Below are 25510 nucleotides of genomic sequence, written 5' to 3'. Positions count from 1 at the left end.
CTGCACGATCACTCCGGTCGTGCAGGGGCGGTGCCGTCCGTCGCCGGATCGGGTGCCCCAGGGCGCGCCTGCCGATCGACACAGCGGCAGCGTCGTGGCGAGTGGTCTTCCTGGTTGTGCTGGTGAGGGGTTTCTGCCAGTGTTTGGCGCCCCACTTGCTGGTGTAGGCGGGGTCGACGGCGATCACGGGGATGCTGAGTTCGGCCGCCATGGACACGAGCCGGGCCCGCAGCCTGGACACCGGCATGCCGGAGATCAGGTTGCGGAACTCCTTGCGGCTGCCGTGTTTCTCGCGGGTCTTCTCCGCCTGGAAATCGAGGTCTTCGACCGCGATCGCGAGGCCGTGGCGTTTGGCCCAGTGCAGCAGGCGGATGAGTGCGTGGCGGACCTGGGCGTCGCGATGCTCCGATGGGCCGGTGAGGTCGTAGCCGAACCGGTGGGGTTCGCCGACGGGGTTGCCGTGTGGGTCGAGGCGCCAGGCGGCGAGGTGGTCGGCGTTGGTGTCCACCCCGACCACCCCGTGCGCGCGGGCCGCCGAGAGGGGGACGGTCCGGGCCGGGGGGATGGTCCACGATGCGGTGAGGTACCAGCGCCCGCGCGTCGTGTCTTCGTGGATGCGGTAGGCGACCGCCCGGTTGGCGGCGACGCGGTCGGCCCACTGCTCGCCCCGGTGCGCGAACGACACCGTCGCGGCGAGCACGTACCGGCCGTGCGGGGCGTTGGCCAGGTGCGCCAGCGGCGCGGGGAGCTTGATGCTCACCTCGCCGTCGGGGGTGACGCGGATGGTCTCGTTGCCGTACCGCTTGCCGGACTCACCGTCCGCCGCAAGGAACCGGCGCTCGGCCTGCCACCGCGCACGCCACCGCTCCTCGCTGAGATCAGCAGCTTCCAGGTGGTGGCGGGTGTTCAGCAGCCGCTTGCCGCCGCGCACCACGCGCACGACACCGGCCTGCCAGTCCGCCCGCGCCGTATCCAGCCGGTCGGCCAGCACGTGCAGGCGGCGCGCCTTCGCATGCCACTCCCGCCGACTGCGATATCCGCCCGGCGCCTGCTTGCTGCCCTTCTCCCCGAGCGGCAGGGACAGCCGGTGCGTGATCGTGGCGATGGCGGCTTCGAGGCTGTGGATGTGTGCGAGCCGGCCGCGCCGGGCGAGCGCCCACTGATCGTGGGAGGCCTTCGTGATCGACCCGGCCCACCGGGAGGAGGACTCCCGCGTCAGCGCGCGCTTGCGCTCGGCCCATTGTTCGGTGTCGTGGTCCAGCCTCGCCGCGCACCGCGCTTTGAGGTCACGGCTGGCGAGGGTGCCGAGCAGGTCACCGACCAGGCGCAGCACCTTCTCGTCCTCGGTGGTCAGGTGCTTGAGCCGGGTACGGATCGCCACACCGGACGGTCCCAGGGCGACGAACGGCGCCGCGATCTCGCGCAGTCTGCCCATGCTCTCACCCCCGTCCCCGTGTCGGCCGAAGCCTCGCTCACCACACCCAACGACCACCACCGGTAAAGGTCACGCATTCGATGGGCAAACGCATGTCCATCTTCAGGGTCGGCGAGTCCCATGGTCGAGGCACTCACTCATGCACGCCAGAACGTGCGCATTCGCAGTCAGCGGACAGTAGTTCCCAACCCCCTACCGGCCCGCGCGACAGCCACCGGCACACCCGCCTGCCCAACCCAGACCAGCGTCCAGCCCAGATGACAATGGCCCACGAGTATCGCTGTCGAGTGCCAAAAGTCGGCAGAGCGAGCCACCTTGCGCCACCGAACACCAAGAGCCCCCTCCCCGTCAGGGAAAGGGGGCTCACGGGGCCATGCATTCATGGCCCGCCTCAGTGTGTCAGTGCGTGTGCCCGCTCGAAGCCGGCGCCGGGCCGGCGTTCTTGACCGTCAAGGGCAGCAGCTTCTTGCCGGTCGGGCCGATTTGTATGGCCGTGTCCATCTGCGGACACATTGTCACCCACATCCGAGCCGGAGAGGGACCTTTGAAACCTCGCCGGCACGAGTGAGGTCGCCACGGCATCCCGAGGGCGCTGGCGTAGCCGCGGCTCAAGACGCACGTACTGTCGCCGAGTGCTGGCATCTTCGTCTCAAACCGCTGGGTTGAGGCTTCCAGCGATCTTGTGTTGATCCTCTTCCGGCGATCTAATAGCCAGCCGTGGATTCCGGGATTGCGGCGGTGCTCGGCGCAGCAGTAGGTGCGGTAGGCGGACTGGGTGGCAGCTGGTTCACCCTGCTTGGCCAGCGTCAGCAACGGCGCGCAGAACGGGCGCGTTGGCGCGACGACATGCGACGCCAGGCGTATACGTCGCTGCTGGACTGCTGCGAACGGCTGTCGGCCGGCTGGTGGGTTGCCGCAGATGTCTTGCGCTCCCAACGCAGCGACGAGAGCCTGCGGGAGGAACGGTTCCTTCGCACACACGAGTTATGGACCGAGTTCAGTACCGCCGTAGCTGCGGTTTCCGTCGCGGGTCCTCAGCCAGTAGCTCAAGCGGCAGAGCCTCTGATCGACATCATGTTCGAGCTGGACTCGGCGGGGACCGATTGGCGCGACGCGGTGCGCGCCGGCCGACAACGCGGTCTGACAGCGTTCGCTGACAGGTTTGATACCGCCATGGAAGCGATCCAGGCTCCACGGGCCGCTTTTCGGCAGGCTGTACGTGAAGCGCTGGGCACTGACTGACGCCACCCGCACGAGGCTGGCGGAATCTCTGGGTCAGCGTCGGAGGCAGGTCCTCAGACCCACTCGACCTCGGAGACGATCTGCGAGGCGTCCCGAGGGCCCGGCAGTGGCGTTCGGGAAGGCGCAGACGGCGCTGGCCGGAAGCGACGCGAAGCACCGGCCGCAGCCAACGCCGCAGCCACCTCCTCCTCGCTCACCCCCGCCAGCGCCTCAATCACCCGATCGAGTGCCTCGCCCACCTCAGTGCGCGTGACCACTCGAAGCCGGCGTCGGACCAGCGTTCTTGACCGTCAGCGGAAGCAACTTCTTGCCGGTCGGGCCGATTTGTATCCGAGTGTCCATCTGCGGACAGACGCCACAATCGAAGCACGGCGTCCAGCGGCAGTCCTCGACCTCTGTCTCGTCGAGGGCGTCCTGCCAGTCCTCCCAGAGCCAGTCCTTGTCCAGGCCGGAGTCGAGGTGGTCCCAGGGGAGGACCTCCTCGTAGCTGCGCTCGCGGGTGGTGTACCAGTCGACGTCGATGCCGAACGGAGCCAGCGCCTTGTCGGCGCAGGCCATCCAGCGGTCGTAGGAGAAGTGCTCGCGCCAGCCGTCGAAGCGGCCGCCGTCGTCGTAGACCGCGCGGATGACCGCGCCGGTGCGGCGGTCGCCGCGGGAGAGGAGGCCTTCCACGATGCCCGGCTTGCCGTCGTGGTAGCGGAAGCCGATCGAGCGGCCGTACTTCTTGTCGCCGCGGATCTTGTCCCGGAGCTTGGCCAGGCGCGCGTCCGTCTCCTCCGCCGAGAGCTGTGGGGCCCACTGGAAGGGAGTGTGGGGCTTGGGGACGAAGCCGCCGATCGAGACCGTGCAGCGGATGTCGTTCGAGCCCGAGACCTCGCGGCCCTTCTGGATGACGTGCGTCGCCATGTCGGCGATCTGGAGGACGTCGTCGTCGGTCTCGGTGGGGAGGCCGCACATGAAGTACAGCTTCACCTGGCGCCAGCCGTTTCCGTAGGCCGTCGCGACCGTCCGGATGAGGTCCTCTTCCGAGACCATCTTGTTGATGACCTTGCGCATGCGCTCCGAGCCGCCTTCGGGAGCGAAGGTCAGGCCGGAGCGGCGGCCGTTGCGCGTCAGTTCGTTGGCCAGGTCGACGTTGAACGCGTCGACCCGGGTGGAGGGGAGGGACAGGCCGATCTTGTCGTCCTCGTACCGGTCCGCCAGGCCCTTGGCGATGTCGCCGATCTCCGAGTGGTCCGCCGAGGACAGGGAGAGGAGGCCCACCTCCTCGAAGCCCGTCGCCTTCAGGCCCTTGTCGACCATCTCGCCGATGCCCGTGATCGACCGCTCGCGCACCGGGCGGGTGATCATGCCCGCCTGGCAGAAGCGGCAGCCGCGCGTGCAGCCGCGGAAGATCTCCACCGACATGCGCTCATGGACCGTCTCGGCCAGGGGGACGAGGGGCTGCTTGGGGTACGGCCACTCGTCCAGGTCCATCACGGTGTGCTTGCTGACCCGCCAGGGGACACCGCTCTTGTTCGGTACGACGCGGGCGATACGGCCGTCCGGCAGGTACTCGACGTCGTAGAACGCCGGGATGTAGACCCCGCCGGTCCTCGCCAGGCGGAAGAGGACCTCCTCGCGGCCACCCGGCCGGCCCTCGGCCTTCCACTCACGGATGATCTTCGTCATGTCGAGGACGGCCTGCTCGCCGTCGCCGATGATCGCCGCGTCGATGAAGTCCGCGATCGGCTCGGGGTTGAAGGCCGCGTGGCCGCCCGCCAGGACGATCGGGTCGTCGAGGCCGCGGTCCTTGGACTCCAGGGGGATGCCCGCCAGGTCCAGCGCCGTCAGCATGTTGGTGTAGCCCAGCTCCGTGGAGAAGGACAGGCCGAACACGTCGAAGGCCTTCACCGGGCGGTGGGTGTCGACCGTGAACTGGGGGACGCGGTGCTCACGCATCAGCGCCTCCAGGTCCGGCCACACGCTGTAGGTGCGCTCGGCGAGGACGCCCTCCTGCTCGTTGAGCACCTCGTAGAGGATCATGACGCCCTGGTTGGGCAGGCCGACCTCGTACGCGTCCGGGTACATGAGGGCCCAGCGGACGTCGCAGCTGTCCCACTCCTTGACGGTGGAGTTCAGCTCGCCGCCTACGTACTGGATCGGCTTCTGCACATGCGGGAGCAGGGCTTCGAGCTGCGGGAACACCGACTCGACAGACATCGGGGGAACCTTTGTGAGCTGACAGGGGTGACCATCAAGCCTAACCCGCCCGGAGGGCAGACCCGCACGCTCAGCCGGACGTCCGCTGCGTGATCTCCCGCCACAGCGCCGGCAGCTCCGCCTCCGCGGCCGCCGCCCGCGCCTCCTCCCTGCCGTACAGCAGCCCGTAGGTGAACGTGCTCTCCCCCGCCGCGTGCGCCACCGCGGACAGCTCCAGCAGGGTCAGCCGGGCCATGACGCTGTCCTGGTGGTCGCCAAGGAGTGTGGTCAGGCTCTTCATGGACGCGGTGAGCGCGCGGGCGGGTTCACCGAGGGCCTTCGTCGCCGCCTCGGCCGCGTACCGGGTGCGCTTGGCCTTCTTGCGGGCCTCGTGCACGGCGGTGTCGCGTTCCTTGCCGGGCGGGGCGCCCAGGGCCTCCTCGACCAGGGCGGACAGGGTCGCCAGGTCCTTGCGTACGGCCTTGCCGAGCACCTTCTCCGGCCGCTTGCCGCCCGCTTTCCGCAGCGGCGGATCGGCGAGGAGCCTGTCCAGTGTGTCCAGCAGGGTCAGATAGCGGCGGGAGTCCAGGACGCCGGCCAGATGGCTTTGCGCGCTGCCGTGCCCGGTCTCGGACCAGGACACGAGGCGTTCGCGGACCGGGCCGGTGATCAGGGTGGGCGGGACGGTGTCGAGGGCGGTCGTCAGGCGCTCGGCCAGCACTTCCTGGTCGCGGCCGACCCCCAGCTCGCCGGCGAGCCATTTCAGCTCCACGCCGATGGGGTCGGTGACGGTCCGGTCGAGGACCGGGCGGAAGCTGCGCAGGGTGCTGCGGGCGCGGCGGGTGGCGACTCGCATGCGGTGCACCGCGTCGGGCACGTCACGGCGGACGGCGGGGTCGAGTTCGACCAGCACATCACGCTGAGCGCGGAGGTAGGCGAGGACGTGGTCGCTGGCCGTCACCGGCCGCGCCCGCTTGTCCTTCCTGCGGCGCTTGCGGCCGGCCGTCTGCTCCAGGGCCCGGGCGAGCTTCGACGGCGCGCGCGAGGGCTGGACGCCCGCTCTGCGCAGCCGCTTCTCCACCAGGTCCAGGAAGGCCGGGTCGCCGCCGTCGGCCAGCTCCACCTCGATCTCGGTCCATTGGGCGGCACCCCCCTTGCCGCCGAGCCGCTCGGCGGTCACGGCGTCCACGCTCGCCTCGGCCAGCAGCACGCCGTCGGCGTCGACCAGGTGGCGCACATCGCGGGCGGAGCGGAGGCGGACGAGCGGGATCAGTTCGGCATCCCGGACGCGGGAGCGGACCAGGGCGGCGATCTCCTCGGGAACGGTGTCGGAGAGCGGGGCGCGGATCTCGTCGCGGATTCCGGGGGCGACCGGGAACTTCAGATGCCAGCCGGCGTCCGCGCCGCCGGTGCGGCGGCGCAGGGTGAGGGAGTCGGCGGCCAGGCGTTCGTCGGCGGTGTCGTAGTACATGGCGTCGAGTTCGACCACGCCTTTGTCGAGTACGGCCGTCACTCCGCCGACGCCGGTCAGGTCGGGCAGGCCGCTGTCGTCGGATTCGTACTTGCGCTCGATCTCGCGTTTCTCATCCGCCATGAACCGAATCTAGTGCGAAGCGGGCCGATCCGGCAGGGGCCGTTCCGGGTGAACGGCGAGAAAACGCCGGTCGAGCACCCGGAGTACGGCCTCACGCGGACATGGGTCTCTGCACCTTGATCGACTGCAGCAGTCCCACCGCCACCCACACCGCGAACATCGACGAGCCGCCGTACGACACGAACGGCAGCGGCAGACCGGTGACCGGCATGATGCCGAGGGTCATTCCGATGTTCTCGAAGGACTGGAACGCGAACCAGGCGACGATCCCGGCGGCCACCACCGTGCCGTACAGCTCCGTGGAGTCGCGGGCGATGCGGCAGGCCCGCCACAGGATGAGCCCGATCAGCGCGATGATCAGGCCCGCGCCGGCGAAGCCCAGTTCCTCCCCGGCGACCGTGAAAACGAAGTCCGTCTGCTGTTCCGGCACGAACTGGCCGGTGGTCTGCGAGCCGTGGAAGAGTCCCTGCCCCATCAGGCCGCCGGAGCCGATGGCGATGCGGGCCTGGTTGGTGTTGTAGCCGACGCCTGCCGGGTCCAGGTTCGGGTTGGCGAAGGCCGCGAAGCGGTTGATCTGGTACTGGTCCAGGATGTGCAGCTGCCAGATGGCGACGCAGCCGGCCACGCCGACGGTGAGCAGGCCGAAGACCCAGCGGTTGGAGGCGCCGGAGGCGAGCAGGACGCCCAGGATGATGGCCACCATGGCGAGCACCGAGCCGAGGTCCGGCATGAGCAGCAGGACCAGGCACGGCACAGCCGCGAGGCCCAGGGACTGGGCCACGGTCCGGTGGTCCGGGTGCGGCTTGTCGCCCGCGTCCACCCGTGTGGCCAGCAGCATCGCCATGCCGAGGATGATCGCGATCTTGAGGAACTCGGCGGGCTGGATCGAGAAGCCGCCGATCACGATCCAGTTGCGCTGGCCGTTGATGGTCGCGCCGAGTGGGGTGAGCACCACCAGCGCCAGCAGGACCGACAGGCCGTAGAGGACCGGCACGGCGTTGCGCAGGGCGCGGTGGCCCATCCAGATCGTGGCGGTCATCAGGGCGAAGCCGATGCCGAGGTTCATCAGATGGCGTTCGAGGAAGTAATACGGGTCGCCCTGGTTGATCTCCGTGCGGTTGCGGGTCGCCGAGAACACCAGCAGCGAGCCCAGCAGGGACAGCGCGAGGGCGGCCAGCAGTATCGGCCAGTCGAGCCGGCGAGCCAGCGAGTCACGGGCGAAGATCCTGGTCCAGCCCGCCCGCGCCGGGCCGTACCCGGAGACGGAGAAGCTGTTGCCGGTCATGAGGGCATCCTCCGGCTCCCGCGCCTGGGAATCCTGCGTGGCCTCCTGCGGGTGTTGCGGTTGCCCGCCGTGGGCGAGGGCGAGGTGGCGGGCTGCTGATCGGTGCCGTTGCTGGGGTTGTTCTGCTGCGAGGCCTCGGCGTCCTTGCCCGGGTCGCCGGTGATCTTCGGGGCGGCGATCGTGCCGTCCGTGCGGACCTTCGGCAGGGTCTTCTGCGGTTCGGGCAGCAGCGCCTTCCTGGTGTCGATGGAGCCGTCTCCCTGGACGCCGTAGAGCGCGCTGTAGATGTTGCGCACGGCCTCACCGGCGGAACCGGAACCCGTACCGGCCTGGGAGATCGTCATGATCACCGAGTAGTCCTTGGAGTACGTGGCCAGCCAGCCGGTGGTCTGCTTGCCGTAGACCTCCGCCGTACCAGTCTTGCCGTGCAGCTGGATCTTGTCCTGCGGCCAGCCGTTGAACTTCCACGCCGCCGTACCGCGCGTGATGACGCCCGCGAAGGCGTCGTCCATGCCCTTGAGGGTGGCCTGGGTGACCGGCAGCTTGCGCGCCACCTTGGGCTTGATCTCCTGGACGCTCTTGCCGTCGGGGCTGATGATCGCCTTGCCGATCGTCGGGACGTACTCGGTGCCGCCGTTGGCGACCGCGCCGTAGATCATCGCCTCCTGGATCGGCGTGACGAGCGTGTCGCCCTGGCCGATGGAGTAGTTGATCTCGTCACCCTCGCGCATCTTGTTGCCTTCGAGGCAGTTCTCGTAGGCGATCTTCTCGACGTAACTGCCGTCCTTCTTGCCGGACTTGCACCAGGCGTCCTTGTTGGCCTTCCAGTAGTCGAGCTTCCACTGGCGGTCGGGGACGCGGCCGGTGACCTCGTTGGGCAGGTCGATGCCGGTCGCCTTGCCGAGCCCGAACTGGTGGGCGGTCTTGAAGAACCAGTCCTTCGGCTGGCCCTTCTTGGGGTTGATGCCGCCGTCCTTCTTCCACTCGTTGTCGCCGAGGCCGTAGAAGACGGTGTCGCAGGAGACCTCCAGGGCGCGGCCCAGGGAGATGTCGCCGAAGTTCTCGCCCTCGAAGTTCTTGAACACCTGGCCGCCGACGGAGTAGGAGCTGGTGCAGGGGTAGCCGCCGTCCCAGGCGTAGCCGGCGTTGACCGCGGCGGCCGTGGAGACCACCTTGAACGTCGAACCGGGGGCTGCCTGACCCTGTATGGCCCTGTTGAGCAGCGGGTAGTCGGAGTCCTTGCCGGTGAGGGCCTTGTAGTCCTTGGCGGAGATGCCACCCACCCACACGTTCGGATCGTAGGTCGGCGCCGAGGCCATCGCGACGATCCGGCCGGTCTTGGCCTCCATCACCACGACGGCGCCGGAGTCGGCCTTGAAGTTCTCGCCGGTGTTCTTGTCGAACTGCTGGCGGGCGGCCTTCATGGCCTGGTCCAGCTCGTACTCGGCGACGCGCTGCACCCGGGAGTCGATGCTGGTGACCAGGTTGGAACCCGACTCGGAGGGGGTGGACTTGGCCTTGCCGATGACCCGGCCGAGGTTGTCCACCTCGTAGCGGGTCACGCCGGCCTTGCCGCGCAGGTCCTTGTCGTACTCGCGCTCCAGGCCGGAGCGGCCGACCATGTCGGAGCGCAGATAGGGCGAGTCGGTGTCCTTGGCCTTCTGGATCTCGGCGTCGGTGACGGGCGAGAGATAGCCGAGCACCTGCGCGGTGTTGGAGTTGCCCGGGCCGGGATAGCGGCGCACGGCCTCGGGCTCGGCGCTGATGCCGGGGAAGTCCTCGGAGGCCTCGCGGATCTGCAGGGCCTGCTTGGGTGTGGCCTTGTCGGTGATGGGGATCGGCTGGTACGGCGAGCCGTTCCAGCACGGCTGGGGCGTCTTCGCGTCGCACAGCCGGACCTTCTGCATGACCTCCTCGGGCTGCATGCCGAGGACGCCGGCCAGCTTGGTGAGGACGGCCTTGCCGTCGTCCTTCTGCTTGAGCAGGTCGGTGCGGGAGGCGGAGACGACCAGGCGGGTCTCGTTGTCCGCGAGGGGCACGCCCCGGGCGTCCAGGATGTCACCGCGCACGGCGGGGTCGACGACCTGCTGGACGTGGTTGCCCGACGCCTCCTTCTGGTACTGCGCGCCTTCGCGGATCTGCAGATACCACAGGCGGCCGCCGAGGGTGCCGAGGAGGGAGAGGACGAGGATCTGGATCACGACGAGCCTGATCTGGACCCGTGGGGTCCGACCGGTCTCGGGGATGTTGGTCACTGCGGCTGTCTCCCCCTCTCAGAGCGCTGATGCGGATGCGCGTACGAATGATGAACGACCAGCCTGTGAACCCGCGTTCCGCGAAAGCTGACCCGTTCGGGTGAATTCCGCGGGCCCCACAGGTGCTTGACCGTGCGGCGCGGCGACCTGACCCCTCACAGCCGCTTGACCCCCTTGATCCGGCCGACCCGGGCCGAGCGGGTGCGGGCCTTGGCCTTCAGGGCGCCGAGGCCGCCGCGCTGGCTGCCGATGCGCAGGCCGGTGCCCGAGGAGAGCCAGCCGGAGGAGATGTCGGTGGCCTTGGCGGCGGGGCCGGACTCGGTCAGCGGATCGTTGTCGGAGCGGCGGGCCAGCCACATGATCACGGGGACCACGAACGGGGCGAGCAGCAGGTCGTACAGGGCGGCCGAGATGAGCAGGCCGGGCAGGCCGACATGGCGGGCGGCGGTGTCCCCGACCAGGGCGCCCACGCCCGCGTACAGCAGCGTGGAGCCGATCGCGGCGGCGACCACGACGGCCATCGGACCGGTCGCCGACTTCAGCCGGCCGTGGTCCGGCTTGATCAGGCCGGCGAAGTAGCCGGTGACGCACAGCACGAGCGCGTAGCGGCCGGCCGCGTGGTCGGCGGGCGGGGCGAGGTCGGCGAGCAGGCCGGCGCCGAAGCCGACGAGGGCGCCGCCGACATGGCCGTACACCATGGCGAGGCCGAGGACGGTGAGCAGCAGCAGGTCGGGGACGGCGCCTGGCAGATGCAGGCGGGCGAGGACGCTCACCTGGATCACCAGGGCCACGACGACCAGCGCGCTGGAGAGCAGGATCCGGTTGAGGCGCATGGGGAAGTCAGCTCCTAGTGCTGCTGGCCGGTCGAGTCGGTCGCGTTGGCCGAGGGGGTCACCGTGACGGTGACGGTCGGCGTCGGGGTCGGCTTGTCCTGGGCCGGGAGCACGGTGTCCCGCGGGTCCTTCTTCGGGGCCTCGACGACCACACCGACGATGTCGAGCTTGGTGAAGCTGACGTACGGGGTGACGTAGAGGGTGCGGGTCAGGCCGCCGCCGGAGGGGTCGACCCGGGAGACCACGCCGACCGGGACGCCCGGCACGAACGGGCGGTCGTTCTGCGAGCCGAAGGTGACGAGCCGGTCGCCTTTGTGCACCTCCGCCTTGCCGTTGAGCAGTTCCACGCGCAGCGGGCGGTCGCCCTGGCCGGAGGCGAAGCCGAGTTCGTCGCTGCCCTCCATGCGGGTGCCGACGGTGAAGTCGGGGTCGTTGGCGAGCAGCACGGTGGAGGTGTCCGGGCCGACGGTGGTGACACGGCCGACCAGTCCGTCCCCGTTGAGCACGGTCATGTCGCGCTTGATGCCGTCGTTGGCGCCGACGTCGATGGTGACGGTCCAGGAGAAGCCCTGCGCCGACCCTATGGCGACGACCTGGGCGCCCTTGATGCCGTACTGGCCCTCGCCCGCGATCTTCAGCATCTTGTCGAGTTGGTTCAGCCGGCTGCGGTTGCGGTCGTCGCTGCCGAGCTTCGCCTTGAGGGCCGCGTTCTCCTTCTCCAGCGCGGCCAGCCGGCTGTGCCGGCTGCCGGAGTCACGGATCGCGGAGACCGCGTTGCCGACGGGGTCGACCGCCGAGGACAGCCCGTTCTCGACGGGCCCGAACACCGCGGCCGCGGCCTGCCGGGCGCCGTCGACCGGGGAGTTCCGGCCCCCTCGGATATCCACCGTGATCAGTGCGAACGCGATGGCGATCAGCAGGACCAGGAGCAGCCGGCTCTCTTTCGTGTCCCTCACGTGCGGCGGCCGTGCCCTTCCTCGATAGGAATTCGAAGAGCCCCTGCGCGGCGCGGTAGCGAACCCGGCACGGCACGCGAAACGCACACCGAAGGGACCCATTTGTGGGAGCTTATGCCTCTATATCAACGATCCGCCGCACGAGAGGAGAACGTCTCGTACGGCGGAATCGATGAGTTGCGTCATCTGCGCGGAGCCGCGTCCAGCACCTGCTGGAGCGCCTCGAACTCCTCGACGCACTTGCCGGAACCGAGCGCGACGCTGTCCAGCGGGTCCTCGGCGATGTGGATCGGCATGCCGGTCTCCCGGCGCAGCCGCTCGTCGAGGCCGCGCAGCAGGGCTCCGCCGCCGGTCAGAACGATTCCTCGGTCCATGATGTCGCCGGACAGCTCCGGCGGGCACTTGTCGAGGGTCGTCTTGACCGCGTCCACGATCGCGTTGACCGGTTCCTCGATCGCCTTGCGGACCTCGGCGGCCGAGATGACGACGGTCTTGGGCAGCCCGGACACCAGGTCCCGGCCGCGCACTTCGGTGTGCTCGTCAGCGTCGAGGTCGTACGCCGAACCGATCGTGATCTTGATCTGCTCGGCCGTGCGCTCACCCAGCAGAAGGCTGTACTCCTTCTTGATGTACTGGATGATCGCGTTGTCCAGTTCGTCACCCGCGACGCGGATGGACTGGGCGGTGACGATGCCGCCGAGCGAGATGACCGCGACCTCCGTGGTGCCGCCGCCGATGTCCACCACCATGTTGCCCGTGGCCTCGTGGACCGGCAGGCCGGAGCCGATGGCCGCGGCCATGGGCTCCTCGATGATGTGCACCTGGCGGGCGCCGGCCTGGGTGGACGCCTCGATCACGGCGCGGCGCTCGACGCCCGTGATGCCCGAGGGCACACAGACGACGACCCGCGGCCGGGCGAGATACCGCCGCTTGTGGATCTTCAGGATGAAGTAGCGGAGCATCCGCTCGGTGATCTCGAAGTCGGCGATCACGCCGTCCTTCAGCGGACGCACGGCCACGATGTTGCCCGGCGTCCGGCCGATCATCTTCTTCGCTTCGGCACCGACCGCGAGGATCCCACCCGTGTTGGTGTTGATCGCGACGACGGACGGCTCGTTGAGTACGATTCCGCGACCCCTGACGTACACCAGCGTGTTGGCGGTCCCGAGGTCGACAGCCATGTCACGGCCGATGAACGACATTGAGTTCCCCATCCGGATTCATCTGGCCTTCCTGTGCTTTTGAGGGCATATCAGGTCGGCGAGGCGGGTGCTGTGACGTGAAGGCTTCCATCGTAAACGCGCCTGCACGGCCACTGCGCGAGGGTCTCCGCCATTGTCACCAGATGGCGGGCCGCCTCGCCTGTGGAGACGGTCCATCGGAGGCACGCGTTCCCCCGATCGGCAAGGCATATGCCAAGGGACGGCCGGAAATGTACGGCCGTCCCTGGTCAGGCGCCGCCGCATACGGCTGACGCCCCCTCAGAAAAATTGGCGAAACCTCCGCCCGGGATTCATGCCCGGCCGGGGAAGAAGATCTTCACCTCGCGCTCGGCGGACTCCTCGGAGTCGGAGGCGTGGATCAGGTTCTCGCGGACGATCACACCGAAGTCACCGCGGATGGAGCCGGGCGCGGCGGCGATCGGGTCCGTCGGACCGGCGAGCGCGCGCACGCCCTCGATGACCCGCTCGCCCTCGACGATCAGCGCGACGACCGGGCCGGAGGACATGAACTCCACCAGCGGCTCGTAGAAGGGCTTGCCGACGTGCTCGCCGTAGTGCTGCTCCAGCGTGGCGCGGTCCAGGGTGCGCAGCTCCAGCGCGGTGATCTGCCAGCCGGCCTTGCGCTCGATACGGCCGATGATCTCGCCGGTCAGGCCACGACGGACGGCGTCGGGCTTGAGCAGGACGAGGGTGCGCTGGGTCACGAGGTACTCCTTACGACTGACATGTGCGGTGGCACGAGGTTACAAGAGGCGTGCTCAGCCCTCTGCGGCGAATCTGGCCTTCGCCTCGTCCACCTTCCGGCCGAAGTGCACCGACGCCCACCACAGGCCCGCGAAGACCGCGCCCATGAAGTACATGGTCGGGACGAAGACACCGGAAGCGATCAGCGCGATCTGCAGCGCCCAGCCGAGGGCCACCCCCCCAGGACGCGTCACCACCGCGCACATCAGCACGCACAGCAGCATCGCGACGCCACTGACCAGCCACACCGTCGACACCGACAGGCTCGGGTCCTTCATGGCGACCAGTCCGGCGAAGCCGATGATGAAGAACTCGCCGATCAAGGTCGAGGAGCACAGCGTACGCATCGTAGGAGCCTCAGCCCTTCCCCAGCAGCAGCCGGGCCTCGCCGACCGTGATGACAGAACCGGTGACCAGCACGCCGCCGCCCGCGAACTCGCCCTCCTCCTCGGCCAGCGTGATCGCGGCCTCCAGGGCGTCCGGCAGCCGCGGCTCGACCTGCACCCGCTCCTCGCCGAACACCTCGACGGCGATCCCGGCCAGCTCGTCCGCGTCCATGGCCCGCGCGGTGGAGTTCTGGGTGACGACGACCTCGGCGAAGATCGGCTCGAAGGCCTCCAGCAGCCCCCGTACGTTCTTGTCGCCGCTCGCGCCGACCACACCGATCAGCCGCGTGAAGTCGAACGCCTCCTGGACCGCCTCCGCGGTCGCCACGGCGCCCGCCGGATTGTGCGCGGCGTCCAGCACGACGGTCGGGGAGCGCCGCACGATCTCCAGCCTGCCCGGGGAGGACACGGCCGCGAAGGCCTTGCGGACGGTGTCGATGTCCAGTCGCTCCGCGCGCGCGGCGCCGACGCCGAAGAACGCCTCCACGGCGGCGAGCGCGACGGCCGCGTTGTGCGCCTGGTGGGCGCCGTGCAGCGGGAGGTACACCTCCTCGTACTCACCGCCGAGGCCGCGCAGGGTGAGCAGCTGCCCGCCGACGGCGACCTGCCGCGCCACGACCCCGAACTCCAGCCCCTCACGGGCCACGGTCGCGTCGACCTCCACGGCCTTCTTCAGCAGCACCTGCGCCGCGTCGACCGGCTGCTGGGACAGGATCACCGTCGCGCCCTGCTTGATGATCCCGCCCTTCTCGCCCGCGATCTCCGCGGGCGTCTCACCCAGCCGGTCGGTGTGGTCCAGGTCGATGGGCGTGATCACGGCGACGTCGGCGTCGATGACGTTCGTGGCGTCCCAGGAGCCGCCCATGCCGACCTCGACGACGGCCACGTCGATCGGGGCGTCCGCGAAGGCGGCGTACGCCATGCCCGTGAGCACCTCGAAGAAGGACAGCCGGTACTCCTGCGCGGCATCGACCATCTCGACGTACGGCTTGATGTCCTGGTACGTCTCGATGAACCGCTCGGCGGAGATCGGGGCGCCGTCCAGGCTGATGCGCTCGGTGATCGACTGCACGTGGGGGCTGGTGTAGCGGCCGGTGCGCAGCTCGAAGGCGCCGAGGAGGGCCTCGATCATCCGGGCGGTGGAGGTCTTGCCGTTGGTGCCCGTGATGTGGATCGAGGGGTACGAGCGCTGCGGCTCGCCCAGCACGTCCATCAGCGCGGAGATGCGGGAGACCGAGGGCTCCAGCTTGGTCTCGCCCCAGCGGGTGGCCAGGTCCGCCTCGACCTCGCGGAGAGCCTTGTCGACCTCCGGGTCCTCCGGTCGCCCGGGTACGTCTGCCTGCGGCGGGCCGCCCTGTGTGCGCAGGGTGCGGCTGCCGGCCTCGATCACCGCGAGGTCGGGGTCGCGGGTGGTTTCGGCCTCGATGAGTTCGTCGAAGCTGTCGAGGGGGTCGGGCTGGTCGTTTTCGTGCGGGAGGTCGCTCACAGGGCCAGTCTACGGAGGCCCGGTGACATGGGTAGGCGAAGGCCCCCGGAGCTGTACGGCTCCGGGGGCCTTCCGTCACGCACGACCGGTTACGCCGACGGCAGCTTCTCCAGCTGGGCCGTGATGCGGGCGATGTCCTCGTCGGCCTTGGAAAGACGCGTGCGGATCTTGTCCACCACGTTCTCCGGGGCCTTGGCCAGGAAGGCCTCGTTGCCGAGCTTGGCGGTGGCCTGGGCCTTCTCCTTCTCGGCGGCGGCCAGGTCCTTCGCGAGGCGCTTGCGCTCGGCCGCCACGTCGATCGTGCCGGAGAGGTCGAGGGCGACCTCGGCGCCGGCGACCGGGAGGGTGGCCGTGGCGGTGAAGTTCTCGCCCTCCGGCTGGAGGCGCAGGAGCTGGCGGATGGCGGCCTCGTGCGGGGCGAGGGCCGTACCGTCCAGGGTCAGGCGGGCGGGGACCCGCTGGCCGGGCTGGAGGCCCTGGTCGGCGCGGAAGCGGCGGACCTCGGTGATGACCGACTGGAGGCTCTCGATCTCCCGCTCGGCGGCGGCGTCGCGGAAGCCACTGTCCTTCGGCCACTCGGCGATGACGACCGACTCGCCGCCCGTCAGGGTCGTCCACAGGGTCTCGGTGACGAACGGGACGACCGGGTGGAGGAGCTTCAGCGTGACGTCCAGGACCTCGCCCAGGACGCGCTTGCTGACCTCGGCCGGCTCGCCGCCCGCCTGGAACGTCGTCTTGGACAGCTCGACGTACCAGTCGAAGACCTCGTCCCACGCGAAGTGGAACAGGGCGTCGGACAGCTTGGCGAACTGGAAGTCCTCGTAGTACGCGTCGACTTCGGCGACGACCGAGTTCAGGCGCGAGAGGATCCAGCGGTCGGTCGCCGACATCCGCGACGCGTCCGGCAGTTCGCCCTCCACCGTCGCGCCGTTCATCAGCGCGAAGCGGGTGGCGTTCCAGATCTTGTTGGCGAAGTTGCGGGAGCCCTGGACCCAGTCCTCGCCGATCGGGACGTCGACGCCCGGGTTGGCACCACGGGCCAGGGTGAACCGGAGCGCGTCGCTGCCGTACTTGTCCATCCAGTCCAGCGGGTTGACCGCGTTGCCGAAGGACTTCGACATCTTCTTGCCGAACTGGTCGCGGACCATGCCGTGCAGGGCGATGGTGTGGAACGGCGGGGTGCCGTCCATCGCGTACAGGCCGAACATCATCATCCGGGCGACCCAGAAGAAGAGGATGTCGTAGCCGGTGACCAGGACGGAGTTCGGGTAGAACTTCGCGAGCGACTCGGTCTGCTCGGGCCAGCCGAGGGTCGAGAACGGCCACAGGCCGGAGGAGAACCAGGTGTCGAGGACGTCGGTGTCCTGGTGCCAGCCCTCGCCGCTCGGCGGCTCCTCGTCGGGCCCGACGCAGACGACCTCACCCTCCGGGCCGTACCAGACCGGGATCCGGTGGCCCCACCACAGCTGGCGCGAGATGCACCAGTCGTGGAGGTTGTCGACCCAGTCGAAGTACCGCTTCTCCATCTCCTGCGGATGGATCTTGACCTTGCCCTCGCGGACGGCGTCACCGGCGGCCTTCGCGAGCGGGCCGACCTTGACCCACCACTGCATCGACAGGCGCGGCTCGATGGTGGTCTTGCAGCGCGAGCAGTGGCCGACGGAGTGGACGTACGGCCGCTTCTCGGCAACGATCCGGCCCTCGGCGCGCAGCGCGGCGACGATCGCCGAGCGGGCCTCCAGGCGGTCCATGCCCTGGAAGGGGCCGTGGACGGTGATGACGGCGTGCTCGTCCATGACCGTGATGGACGGCAGGTCGTGGCGCTGGCCGATCTCGAAGTCGTTCGGGTCGTGCGCCGGGGTGACCTTGACGGCGCCGGTGCCGAACTCGGGGTCGACGTGCTCGTCGGCGACGACCGGGATGGAACGGTCGGTCAGCGGGAGCCGGATGAGCTTGCCGACAAGGTGCTTGTAGCGCTCGTCCTCGGGGTGGACGGCGACGGCCGTGTCACCGAGCATCGTCTCGGCGCGGGTGGTGGCGACGACGATGGTGTCGTCCCCCTCGCCGTACTTCATGGAGACGAGCTCGCCGTCGTCGTCCTGGTACTCCACCTCGATGTCCGAGATGGCCGTCAGACAGCGCGGGCACCAGTTGATGATGCGCTCGGCGCGGTAGATCAGCTCGTCGTCGTAGAGGCGCTTGAAGATGGTCTGAACGGCCTGCGAGAGCCCCTCGTCCATGGTGAAGCGCTCACGCGACCAGGCGACGCCGTCACCGAGGCGGCGCATCTGCCCGCTGATCTGGCCACCGGACTCGCCCTTCCACTGCCAGACGCGCTCGACGAACGCCTCACGGCCGAGGTCGTGCCGGGACTTGCCCTCCTTGCCCAGCTCGCGCTCGACGACGTTCTGCGTGGCGATGCCGGCGTGGTCCATGCCGGGCTGCCACAGCGTCTCGTAGCCCTGCATGCGCTTACGGCGGGTCAGGGCGTCGATGAGGGTGTGCTCGAAGGCGTGGCCCAGGTGCAGGCTGCCGGTGACGTTCGGCGGCGGGATGACGATCGTGTACGGCGGCTTGTCGCTCTTGGCGTCCGCCTCGAAGTAACCGCGCTCTACCCAGCGCTCGTACAGCGGGCCCTCTACATCGGCCGGCGCGTACTGGGTCGGCAGTTCGGAGTCGGGCGCGGGTGGCTGCTGCTGAGCGTTCTCGGTCACCCGGCCAGTTTAGAGGTGCGAACCTCCCCGACGAAAACGCCGAGGTTTCTGCCTTCCGGGACCCTTCGGACGGTACGAGCGGACGCCCGGCCGGTACCTCCGACGAGGTAGCGGCACCGTCGTGCTTGATCACCGCGGTTTCCCCTTGGGAACGGCAGCAACACCTGCATCGCTGACAGCATCGGTATAGGTGGCCCGGTTCAGGGCACTACTACGTGCTTCGCGCCATCGACTCGCACCGGCGCGCGCCTGCGCATGCTGATGGAAACCATGGCGCTCCCGCTGGCCAGGCGACCAGCCGGGTTGGGCTCGTAGATACTTCACCCGGATATCGGTGCCGGGTGGGACCGGGAGGAACGTCCCGTCATTGACGGCAAGGGTGTGGATATTCACCCCGCCCACAGCGTCCCGGTGGAGCACCAGGGCGCAAGCCTTGTTCGCGCAGACGTATCTGCGGCCACGCACTTTGCGACGGTGGAGGCAGAAGGGACACGTCTGCGAGGAGTTCGCCTCGCTGACGTACTGGATCGGCAGTCCAGTCTTGTAGGCGAGCTGCCGCTCCTGGGTCCCCCGCTCCCATTGCGACAGCTGTTGGCGCGTCGAGCGCGAGGCACGCCGCCGCTTCTCAGTGTTCCTCTCGACCCCCCGTACGTCACCTACGACGAGTCGAACGACCACGTCGGTGCCGTCGGCAGTTGTTCGCTCATGCGCCGCCACCTGCTCGCGGATGAATCGATTGGCCTTCGCGGTGACCTGATGGTTGAAGTCACGCAATCGACGGGTGGTCTTCGCGCGCAGCTTCCTCTTCGCCTCGGCGAGCTTGCGGTGCCGACGCGAGCCCGTGCGACAGCGGGACATCTTGGACTGGAGCCGGGCCATCCCCTTGTTGCGCGCTTGCTTGGCTGCGCGCGCCCCTCTCCCGTTGATCACAAGCACTTCGTAAGCGCCGTCCGCGCCGAGCGCCGCGAGCGTCATGGGGTTGATGACACCTTCATCGACCGCGACCGTCACGGCGTGCACAGACACGGCCCCTGGTTCCGGGGCCTCGGGCGAACCGATACCAGGCAGACTGTCGTCGACCGCCCTGTAGGAGATGTGCAATGCCCAACTGCGGGCCACGCTGCTCCAGCACAGTTTCATCTCGCCCCAGCGCTCTGGGGTTACCAGGTGGCCCGACCTGTCAGTGAACTCCGGCACCGGCAGCACGATCCGCTCCCGCAATCGCCCCAGCGACAGGAGGAGTCGGTCTCCGTCCCTGACCTTCCAGCCGAAGCGGGCGGTGAACACAAGAGGTCTGTACTTCTTCTCGCGCCAGGGGAGCTTCGCTCCAGCGATGCCCTGAGCCTTGTTGGTTCGCGCCAGAGCAATGGCGTCCGCCAGGTCGTACGCCACTGCCTGAGCGGTATGAGCATGGATCGGACGCACCTCAGCGGGCAGGGAGGTGACGTAACGGCGGATGTCCTCCCGGCCAGGTGACCGACCGGTCTTCCATTCATCACGTACCCAGGCAAGAGTCCGGTTCCACAGCAACGCGGAGGTATGACACGCCTCGTGCGCACGTTCATGGTTGGCTCGGTTCAACCACACCGGCACCACGGCTGTGAGCACCCGCAGGTGCTCGCCGCCCACCCCCTGCCCCATGGTCACCTCCCCGATGACACACCCGAACCACGCTCATACGAACATGCGATATCGCCCTGTCTAACGCCCTGCACCTGGATCAGGTCACGGCAAGGGGGAACCCTGTCACAGGGATGTAGTGAAACCGGCAGGATTGGTAACGGGTTGGCCCCCGATGCTCCGAACAACCGCCCCCTAAGACAGGATGTTCGGAACACATAAGCATCCAAGGGGGAACCCAGAAATGAGCAACAACCAGCCGGGCCCGTACGGCCAGCCGCCCCAGCAGCCGGGGCCCTACGGCCAGCCGGGGCAGCCTGGTCCGTTCGGACAGCCGGGGCCCTACGGCCAGCCGGGCCAGCCGGGCCCGTACGGCCAGCCGCCGCAGGCTCCGCAGCCCGGCTACGGCTACCCCCAGCAGGCCCCGCAGGCGGCCCCGCCGCAGCCCGGTTACGGCTACCCGCAGCAGGGCGTACCGCAGCAGCCGAACCCGTACGGCCAGCAGCCGGGCCCCTACGGGCAGCAGCCTTACGGCATGCCGCAGGCGCCGCAGGCGGGCGGCGGCAAGAAGAAGACCGGCCTGATCATCGTCGCGGTGGCCGTGGTGGCGGCCGTGGCGGTGGGCGCGTACTTCGTGATCGGCGGGGGCGGTGGCGCTTCCGTCGCGGACGACGGGCCGCACAAGCTGATCACGCCGGATTCGGTGATCAACGGGACGTACAAGAAGTCCGCTGACGGCAGTGACTCCTCGGTGAGCGACGAGGACATGACCGACTTCAAGAACGCCGGCGTCCAGAACGCGCAGGGCGTCCAGGCCGGCTACAAGGCCGGTACCGGTCTCACCGCCCAAAACCTGATGTTCGAGGGCACGTACGGCACCATCAAGGACCCCGAGGCGACCGTCGACGCGATGTTCGCCGCGGCGAAGGCCAAGTCCGAGAAGAAGAACAGCGACGGGACCAGCGGGAGCAAGGGCACGCTCGTCGGCTCCCCGCAGCAGTTCACGCCGTCCGGCTTCAGCAATGGCGTCATGAAGTGCCAGGAAAGCCAGATCTCGAACCAGGGGGCCACGTCTGGCGCGCCGAAGACCATCACTGTCCCGGTCTGCATCTGGGGCGACCACAGCACCATGGCGATCATCTCGTCGTTCGACCTGGCCGGCCTGGCCAGTGGCAAGGGAATGAGCATGCAGGACGTGGCGGACCTCGCGGCCAAGCTCCGCAACGACGTCCGCGTCAAGGCCTGACAGCCACACGAAACACGAAGGGGCCCCGGTTGTCGGCGGTTTCTAGGGGTCGTCGCAACACGGTCGTGTTGATCAGGCCGCGAGCAGTTTATGCAGGCGCTCGGCTGGGGTTTGCCAGCCGAGCGTTTTGCGTGGCCGGCCGTTGAGTTCGGCGGCGACGGCGTCGAGGTGTTCGCGGGGGTGGACGGACAGGTCGGTGCCTTTGGGGAAGTACTGCCGCAGCAGGCCGTTGGTGTTCTCGTTGGAGCCGCGCTGCCAGGGACTGGACGGGTCGCAGAAGTAGACCGGGATGTTGGTGGCGAGGGTGAAGGAGCCGTGGGCAGCCATCTCGCTGCCCTGGTCCCACGTCAGAGACCGCACCAGGTGAGTGGGCAGCGTCTGGACGGTTTCCACGAGTGCGTCGCGGACGTTGTTCGGCGGTGCGGCCGTCGGGCAGGTGCAGCGGCATCACGTAGCGGGTGGTGCGCTCGACGAGGGTACCGATGGCGGAGTTGCCGTCCTTGCCGATGGTCAGGTCGCCCTCCCAGTGGCCGGGCAGGGCCCGGTCTTCGGCCTCGGCGGGACGTTCGCTGATCGTCACCATCGGGGTGGCGAACCGCGGCTGACGGCAGGCGGCCTGGTGGTGGGGCTTGCGGCGGGTGCGGCCGGTGCGCAGAGCCCCGGCGAGTTCGCGGCGCAGCTCGCCCCGGCCCTGGACGTAGAGGGCCTGGTAGATCGTTTCGTGGGCCACGTGCATCTCCGGCCGGTCGGGAACTGGGCCCGCAGAGCCTGGCAGATCTGCTCGGGACTCCACCGTATGTCCAGGCGACGCTGGATGAAGTCGCGCAGCTGAGGGGTCTGGCCGATCTTCCCCGGCTTGGGGCGGGGCCGTCGGGCATCCGCACGGGCCTGGGCGGCGTGGGGCCGGTACTGGCCGCCGGCCGGGTGGCGGTTGCGGCGGATCTCGCGGCTGATGGTGGACGGGCTGCGGCCCAGCTCGGCGGCGATCGCGCGGACGGTTGCCTTCTCCCGCAGCCGGTCGGCTATGTGGATGCGCTCGGCCTCACCCAGGTAGCGGGAGGGACCGGACGAAGGCGGCGCCTCCTGGTAGATCGGAGGCGCCGCCTTCTCACGACCCTTGTGGGCGTGGCGGCCGTTGCGCCACTTCTTGCCGGTCCGGACGTCGATACCGACGATCCGGCAGGCCTCCCTGCTGATGTAGCCCTGCTGCAAGAGCTGGAAGTATGCCGCCCGCTCCCGCGTCAGCTTCTTCCGTCCCTGCGGCCTCCGGTCCTTCCGGATCTCGAAGTCCATCGCACCCCTTGAACTGGGGTGTTGCAACGACCACTAGAACCCAAGGTCCGACCGGGGCCCCTTCTCGCATCTCGGGTACGCCGCCGTAGACATCACCAGGAAGTCGCACCAGGAGTGCTCATCCCGCGATGATCTCGCACTGGCGAAGTTCTCAGCCATGTTGGCGCACCCCACGGTAAGCGCTCGCCATTCGTTCCGGCGGGCGGCCCACACGAAGCTCTGGGCAACAGGAGCTGGCTATCTGGGTTCCAAGGATCTGCCTCACCCATCAGCACGCCTCAGGCAACCGCAACATCCAAGCCAACCGCCACACCACCCAATCGCATACATGATCGATTCCACGCTTGACTTGTCCACGTCACCTCGTCCCATGCAACAGAGAGGATCACGATGAGAGCGCTGAGGGTTGGCCAGGCACTTGCAGCGGCGGGCATCACGGCGGCCGCCGTACTCACTCCAGTCGCAACCGCTACGCCAGCGGCAGCGTGGGAGCCCGCCAGCCCCTGCTGGAACTACGTCGGAGACCACGGCTACCGCGTGGGCCCCAAGGTAGAGGCTGCCTGTCGGAACCTGGCGGTGTACGTGGAATTTTGGGTAGCCAATCCCAACTGCGTCAACGAGCTGTACCGGATCGGGGTCAGCTGGGGGGTCACTCAAGAAGCCTGCACCCGCGCTCATCTCTGAGGTACCTGAAACAAATCTCGCACGGCTTCAACGACGTAGATACGGCCGCCACTTCGCAAGAGGTGGCGGTCTTGCCGTGTCAGGCGGCGATGACCCGCAGCCCTGGCGGCGCTCCGCCGAGCGCGAGCAGAAAAGGGCGCCCGACAGACGTACGTCGGGCGCCTTGTCTCACAGAGCTGCTTACGCCGACTTCTGCTCGCCCGAGCCCCGCCCCCGCGCATCCCGCGGGATCAGGGTCGGGTTGACGTTGGAGAGGACCACGTCGGCTGTGATGACCACGCGGGCCACGTCCTTGCGGGACGGGACCTCGTACATCACGCCCTGGAGGACTTCCTCCATGATGGCGCGCAGGCCGCGGGCGCCGGTCTGGCGGAGGATGGCCTGGTCGGCGATGGCCTCCAGGGCCTCGCGCTCGAAGTCCAGCTCCACGCCGTCGAGTTCGAAGAGGCGCTGGTACTGCTTGACGAGCGCGTTGCGGGGTTCGACAAGGATCTTGAGGAGCGCTTCGCGGTCCAGGTTGTGGACCGAAGTGATCACCGGGAGGCGGCCGATGAACTCCGGGATCATGCCGAACTTGACCAGGTCCTCGGGCATGACGTCCTCGAAGACGTCCTTGGACTCCAGCTCCCGCTTGGACAGGATCGTGGCGCCGAAGCCGATGCCCTTCGCGCCCGCCCGGGCCTCGATGATCTTCTCCAGGCCGGCGAAGGCACCGCCCACGATGAACAGGACGTTCGTCGTGTCGATCTGGATGAACTCCTGGTGGGGGTGCTTGCGGCCGCCCTGGGGCGGGACCGAGGCCGTCGTCCCTTCGAGGATCTTGAGCAGGGCCTGCTGGACGCCCTCGCCCGAGACGTCGCGGGTGATCGAGGGGTTCTCGCTCTTCCTCGCCACCTTGTCGATCTCGTCGATGTAGATGATCCCGGTTTCGGCCTTCTTCACGTCGTAGTCGGCCGCCTGGATCAGCTTCAGGAGGATGTTCTCGACATCCTCGCCGACGTAGCCCGCCTCCGTGAGCGCCGTGGCGTCGGCGATCGCGAAGGGCACGTTCAGCATGCGGGCCAGGGTCTGTGCGAGGAGGGTCTTGCCGGAGCCCGTGGGGCCCAGCAGGAGGATGTTGGACTTCGCCAGCTCGATGGCGTCGTCACGGCCGCTCGCGCCGCCGTTCTCGCCCGCCTGGACCCGCTTGTAGTGGTTGTACACCGCGACGGAGAGGGCCTTCTTCGCCGCCTCCTGGCCGACCACATAGCCTTCGAGGAACTCGTAGATCTCGCGGGGCTTGGGCAGCTCCTCCCAGCGCACCTCGCTGGTCTCCGCGAGCTCTTCCTCGATGATCTCGTTGCAGAGATCGATGCACTCGTCGCAGATGTACACACCGGGCCCTGCGATGAGCTTCTTGACCTGCTTCTGGCTCTTGCCGCAGAACGAGCACTTGAGCAGATCGCCGCCGTCACCGATGCGTGCCACGGTGTGCTTCCCCTTCGCCTGGGAGCCGCCTGGACGCTTTCGAGTCCAGCGGCTCCTGGTGCTGCCTTATGTCCGACGGTACCTTGCCGGGCCCGGTGTTAGGGCCCCCCTTGGCAGGGTTCACTTTGACGTGCGCCCTGCCAAGGGGGGCCGGGAATCCTGCGTTCCGGGTCAGCGGACCGCGGAGTTGTTCAGCTTGCGGGTGGAGATGATCTGGTCGACGAGGCCGTACTCCAGCGCCTCCTCGGCCGTGAGGATCTTGTCGCGCTCGATGTCCTCGCGGATCTTCTCGATCGGCTGGTTCGAGTGCTTGGCCAGCATGTTCTCCAGCTGCTCACGCATCCGGGTGAACTCGTTGGCGATGATCTCCAGGTCGGAGAGCTGACCGCGGCCGGTCGAGCCCGCCGGCTGGTGGATCAGGACGCGCGAGTTCGGCAGCGCCATGCGCTTGCCCGGGGTGCCGGCGGCGAGCAGGATGGCCGCGGCGGAGGCCGCCTGGCCCATGCAGACCGTCTGGATGTCGGGCTTCACGAACTGCATCGTGTCGTAGATCGCCGTGAGGGCGGTCATGTCGCCACCGGGGCTGTTGATGTAGATCGAGATGTCCCGGTCCGGGTCCATCGACTCCAGGCACAGCAGCTGCGCCATGACGTCGTTGGCGGAGGCGTCGTCGATCTGGACGCCCAGGAAGATCACGCGCTCCTCGAAGAGCTTCGCGTACGGGTCGTACTCGCGAATGCCCTGGGAGGTGCGCTCGACGAAGCGCGGGATGACGTAGCGGTTGTCGGGCCGGGGCCCTTCGTACATGCCGCTGGCGGCGCCGGGGAAGTTGCTCATGGGGTTCACCGTCCTGGTGGCGTTCGGGG

17 protein-coding genes and 2 pseudogenes are annotated in these 25510 nt (G+C 68.6%); 2 read left to right on the top strand and 17 right to left on the bottom strand.

Annotation, left to right across the window (positions count from 1 at the left end; all coding sequences use genetic code 11):
• A partial coding sequence (locus tag LE548_RS34190; protein ID WP_225100906.1) for a transposase occupies positions 1–1435 on the bottom strand: 1435 nt, incomplete at its 3' end.
• Positions 1436–2152: 717 nt separating this feature from the next.
• Between LE548_RS34190 and LE548_RS34185 the strand changes: the two genes are divergently transcribed.
• On the top strand, positions 2153–2677 hold the full coding sequence (locus tag LE548_RS34185; RefSeq protein WP_225100905.1) for a hypothetical protein: 525 nt from the start codon (positions 2153–2155) through the stop codon (positions 2675–2677).
• A 240-nt stretch (positions 2678–2917) separates the two neighbouring features.
• On the opposite strand, the gene LE548_RS34180 is transcribed toward LE548_RS34185, so the two are convergent.
• From LE548_RS34180 to LE548_RS34125, 12 genes are all read right to left on the bottom strand, one after another.
• The gene (locus tag LE548_RS34180; protein WP_225100904.1) at positions 2918–4879 is read right to left on the bottom strand and encodes a TIGR03960 family B12-binding radical SAM protein; all 1962 of its coding nucleotides are present in this window, start codon (positions 4877–4879) and stop codon (positions 2918–2920) included.
• A gap of 70 nt (positions 4880–4949) precedes the next feature.
• Positions 4950–6452, bottom strand: a complete 1503-nt coding sequence (locus LE548_RS34175) for a CYTH and CHAD domain-containing protein (RefSeq protein WP_225100903.1) — start codon at positions 6450–6452, stop codon at positions 4950–4952.
• A 91-nt stretch (positions 6453–6543) separates the two neighbouring features.
• Positions 6544–7737, bottom strand: coding sequence for a rod shape-determining protein RodA (gene rodA / locus LE548_RS34170; protein ID WP_225100902.1), 1194 nt, complete (start codon positions 7735–7737; stop codon positions 6544–6546).
• A complete protein-coding gene (mrdA, locus tag LE548_RS34165; protein WP_225100901.1) occupies positions 7734–9992 on the bottom strand; it encodes a penicillin-binding protein 2 in 2259 nt (752 codons plus the stop codon). The genes rodA and mrdA overlap by 4 nt, the downstream gene beginning before the upstream one ends.
• A gap of 155 nt (positions 9993–10147) precedes the next feature.
• On the bottom strand, positions 10148–10825 hold the full coding sequence (gene mreD / locus LE548_RS34160) for a rod shape-determining protein MreD (RefSeq protein WP_225100900.1): 678 nt from the start codon (positions 10823–10825) through the stop codon (positions 10148–10150).
• A 14-nt stretch (positions 10826–10839) separates the two neighbouring features.
• Complete coding sequence (mreC, locus tag LE548_RS34155) at positions 10840–11781, bottom strand: rod shape-determining protein MreC (protein WP_225100899.1); 942 nt, start codon at positions 11779–11781, stop codon at positions 10840–10842.
• 182 nt (positions 11782–11963) lie between these two features.
• Positions 11964–12983, bottom strand: a complete 1020-nt coding sequence (locus LE548_RS34150) for a rod shape-determining protein (protein WP_225100898.1) — start codon at positions 12981–12983, stop codon at positions 11964–11966.
• Between the two features lie 311 nt (positions 12984–13294).
• The gene (gene ndk / locus LE548_RS34145; RefSeq protein ID WP_225100897.1) at positions 13295–13708 is read right to left on the bottom strand and encodes a nucleoside-diphosphate kinase; all 414 of its coding nucleotides are present in this window, start codon (positions 13706–13708) and stop codon (positions 13295–13297) included.
• 54 nt (positions 13709–13762) lie between these two features.
• Positions 13763–14095 (bottom strand): DUF4233 domain-containing protein, encoded by a 333-nt coding sequence (locus LE548_RS34140; RefSeq protein WP_225100896.1) that lies wholly within the window; start codon positions 14093–14095, stop codon positions 13763–13765.
• Positions 14096–14105: 10 nt separating this feature from the next.
• On the bottom strand, positions 14106–15620 hold the full coding sequence (locus tag LE548_RS34135; RefSeq protein WP_225100895.1) for a folylpolyglutamate synthase/dihydrofolate synthase family protein: 1515 nt from the start codon (positions 15618–15620) through the stop codon (positions 14106–14108).
• An 89-nt stretch (positions 15621–15709) separates the two neighbouring features.
• Complete coding sequence (locus LE548_RS34130; protein ID WP_225100894.1) at positions 15710–18334, bottom strand: valine--tRNA ligase; 2625 nt, start codon at positions 18332–18334, stop codon at positions 15710–15712.
• A 129-nt stretch (positions 18335–18463) separates the two neighbouring features.
• Positions 18464–19975: a zinc ribbon domain-containing protein gene (locus tag LE548_RS34125; protein ID WP_225100893.1), complete on the bottom strand. Its 1512-nt coding sequence runs from the start codon at positions 19973–19975 to the stop codon at positions 18464–18466.
• Positions 19976–20198: 223 nt separating this feature from the next.
• Between LE548_RS34125 and LE548_RS34120 the strand changes: the two genes are divergently transcribed.
• Positions 20199–21200 carry a hypothetical protein gene (locus LE548_RS34120; RefSeq protein WP_225100892.1) on the top strand — a complete coding sequence of 334 codons (1002 nt, stop codon included), beginning with the start codon at positions 20199–20201 and terminating at the stop codon, positions 21198–21200.
• Positions 21201–21220: 20 nt separating this feature from the next.
• Here LE548_RS34120 and LE548_RS46675 read toward each other — a convergent pair.
• The 4 genes and pseudogenes from LE548_RS46675 to LE548_RS34105 all read right to left on the bottom strand — a co-directional run.
• Positions 21221–21337: pseudogene (locus LE548_RS46675) on the bottom strand (IS5/IS1182 family transposase); the annotation flags it as partial.
• Positions 21282–22493: pseudogene (locus tag LE548_RS34115) on the bottom strand (IS30 family transposase); the annotation flags it as partial. The pseudogenes LE548_RS46675 and LE548_RS34115, both read right to left, overlap by 56 nt.
• Positions 22494–23357: 864 nt before the next feature.
• On the bottom strand, positions 23358–24644 hold the full coding sequence (gene clpX / locus LE548_RS34110; RefSeq protein ID WP_225100891.1) for an ATP-dependent Clp protease ATP-binding subunit ClpX: 1287 nt from the start codon (positions 24642–24644) through the stop codon (positions 23358–23360).
• Between the two features lie 171 nt (positions 24645–24815).
• On the bottom strand, positions 24816–25481 hold the full coding sequence (locus LE548_RS34105; protein ID WP_225100890.1) for an ATP-dependent Clp protease proteolytic subunit: 666 nt from the start codon (positions 25479–25481) through the stop codon (positions 24816–24818).
• Positions 25482–25510: the final 29 nt, after the last annotated feature.

Source organism: Streptomyces sp. CoH27, assembly GCF_020181035.1.
Lineage (GTDB): Bacteria > Actinomycetota > Actinomycetes > Streptomycetales > Streptomycetaceae > Streptomyces > Streptomyces camelliae.
The sequence above is the reverse complement of the archived record's forward strand: the minus strand, read 5'-3'. Positions and strand labels throughout refer to the sequence as shown.

Excerpts from the sequence above, each read along its gene's own strand:
- LE548_RS34120 (WP_225100892.1), top strand. The coding sequence starts at position 20,199 with ATGAGCAACAACCAGCCGGGCCCGTACGGCCAGCCGCCCCAGCAGCCG.
- LE548_RS34140 (WP_225100896.1), bottom strand. The coding sequence starts at position 14,095 with ATGCGTACGCTGTGCTCCTCGACCTTGATCGGCGAGTTCTTCATCATC.
- rodA (WP_225100902.1), bottom strand. The coding sequence starts at position 7,737 with ATGACCGGCAACAGCTTCTCCGTCTCCGGGTACGGCCCGGCGCGGGCG.
- mreD (WP_225100900.1), bottom strand. The coding sequence starts at position 10,825 with ATGCGCCTCAACCGGATCCTGCTCTCCAGCGCGCTGGTCGTCGTGGCC.
- LE548_RS34150 (WP_225100898.1), bottom strand. The coding sequence starts at position 12,983 with ATGTCGTTCATCGGCCGTGACATGGCTGTCGACCTCGGGACCGCCAAC.
- LE548_RS34180 (WP_225100904.1), bottom strand. The coding sequence starts at position 4,879 with ATGTCTGTCGAGTCGGTGTTCCCGCAGCTCGAAGCCCTGCTCCCGCAT.
- LE548_RS34175 (WP_225100903.1), bottom strand. The coding sequence starts at position 6,452 with ATGGCGGATGAGAAACGCGAGATCGAGCGCAAGTACGAATCCGACGAC.
- LE548_RS34125 (WP_225100893.1), bottom strand. The coding sequence starts at position 19,975 with ATGGGGCAGGGGGTGGGCGGCGAGCACCTGCGGGTGCTCACAGCCGTG.
- LE548_RS34105 (WP_225100890.1), bottom strand. The coding sequence starts at position 25,481 with ATGAGCAACTTCCCCGGCGCCGCCAGCGGCATGTACGAAGGGCCCCGG.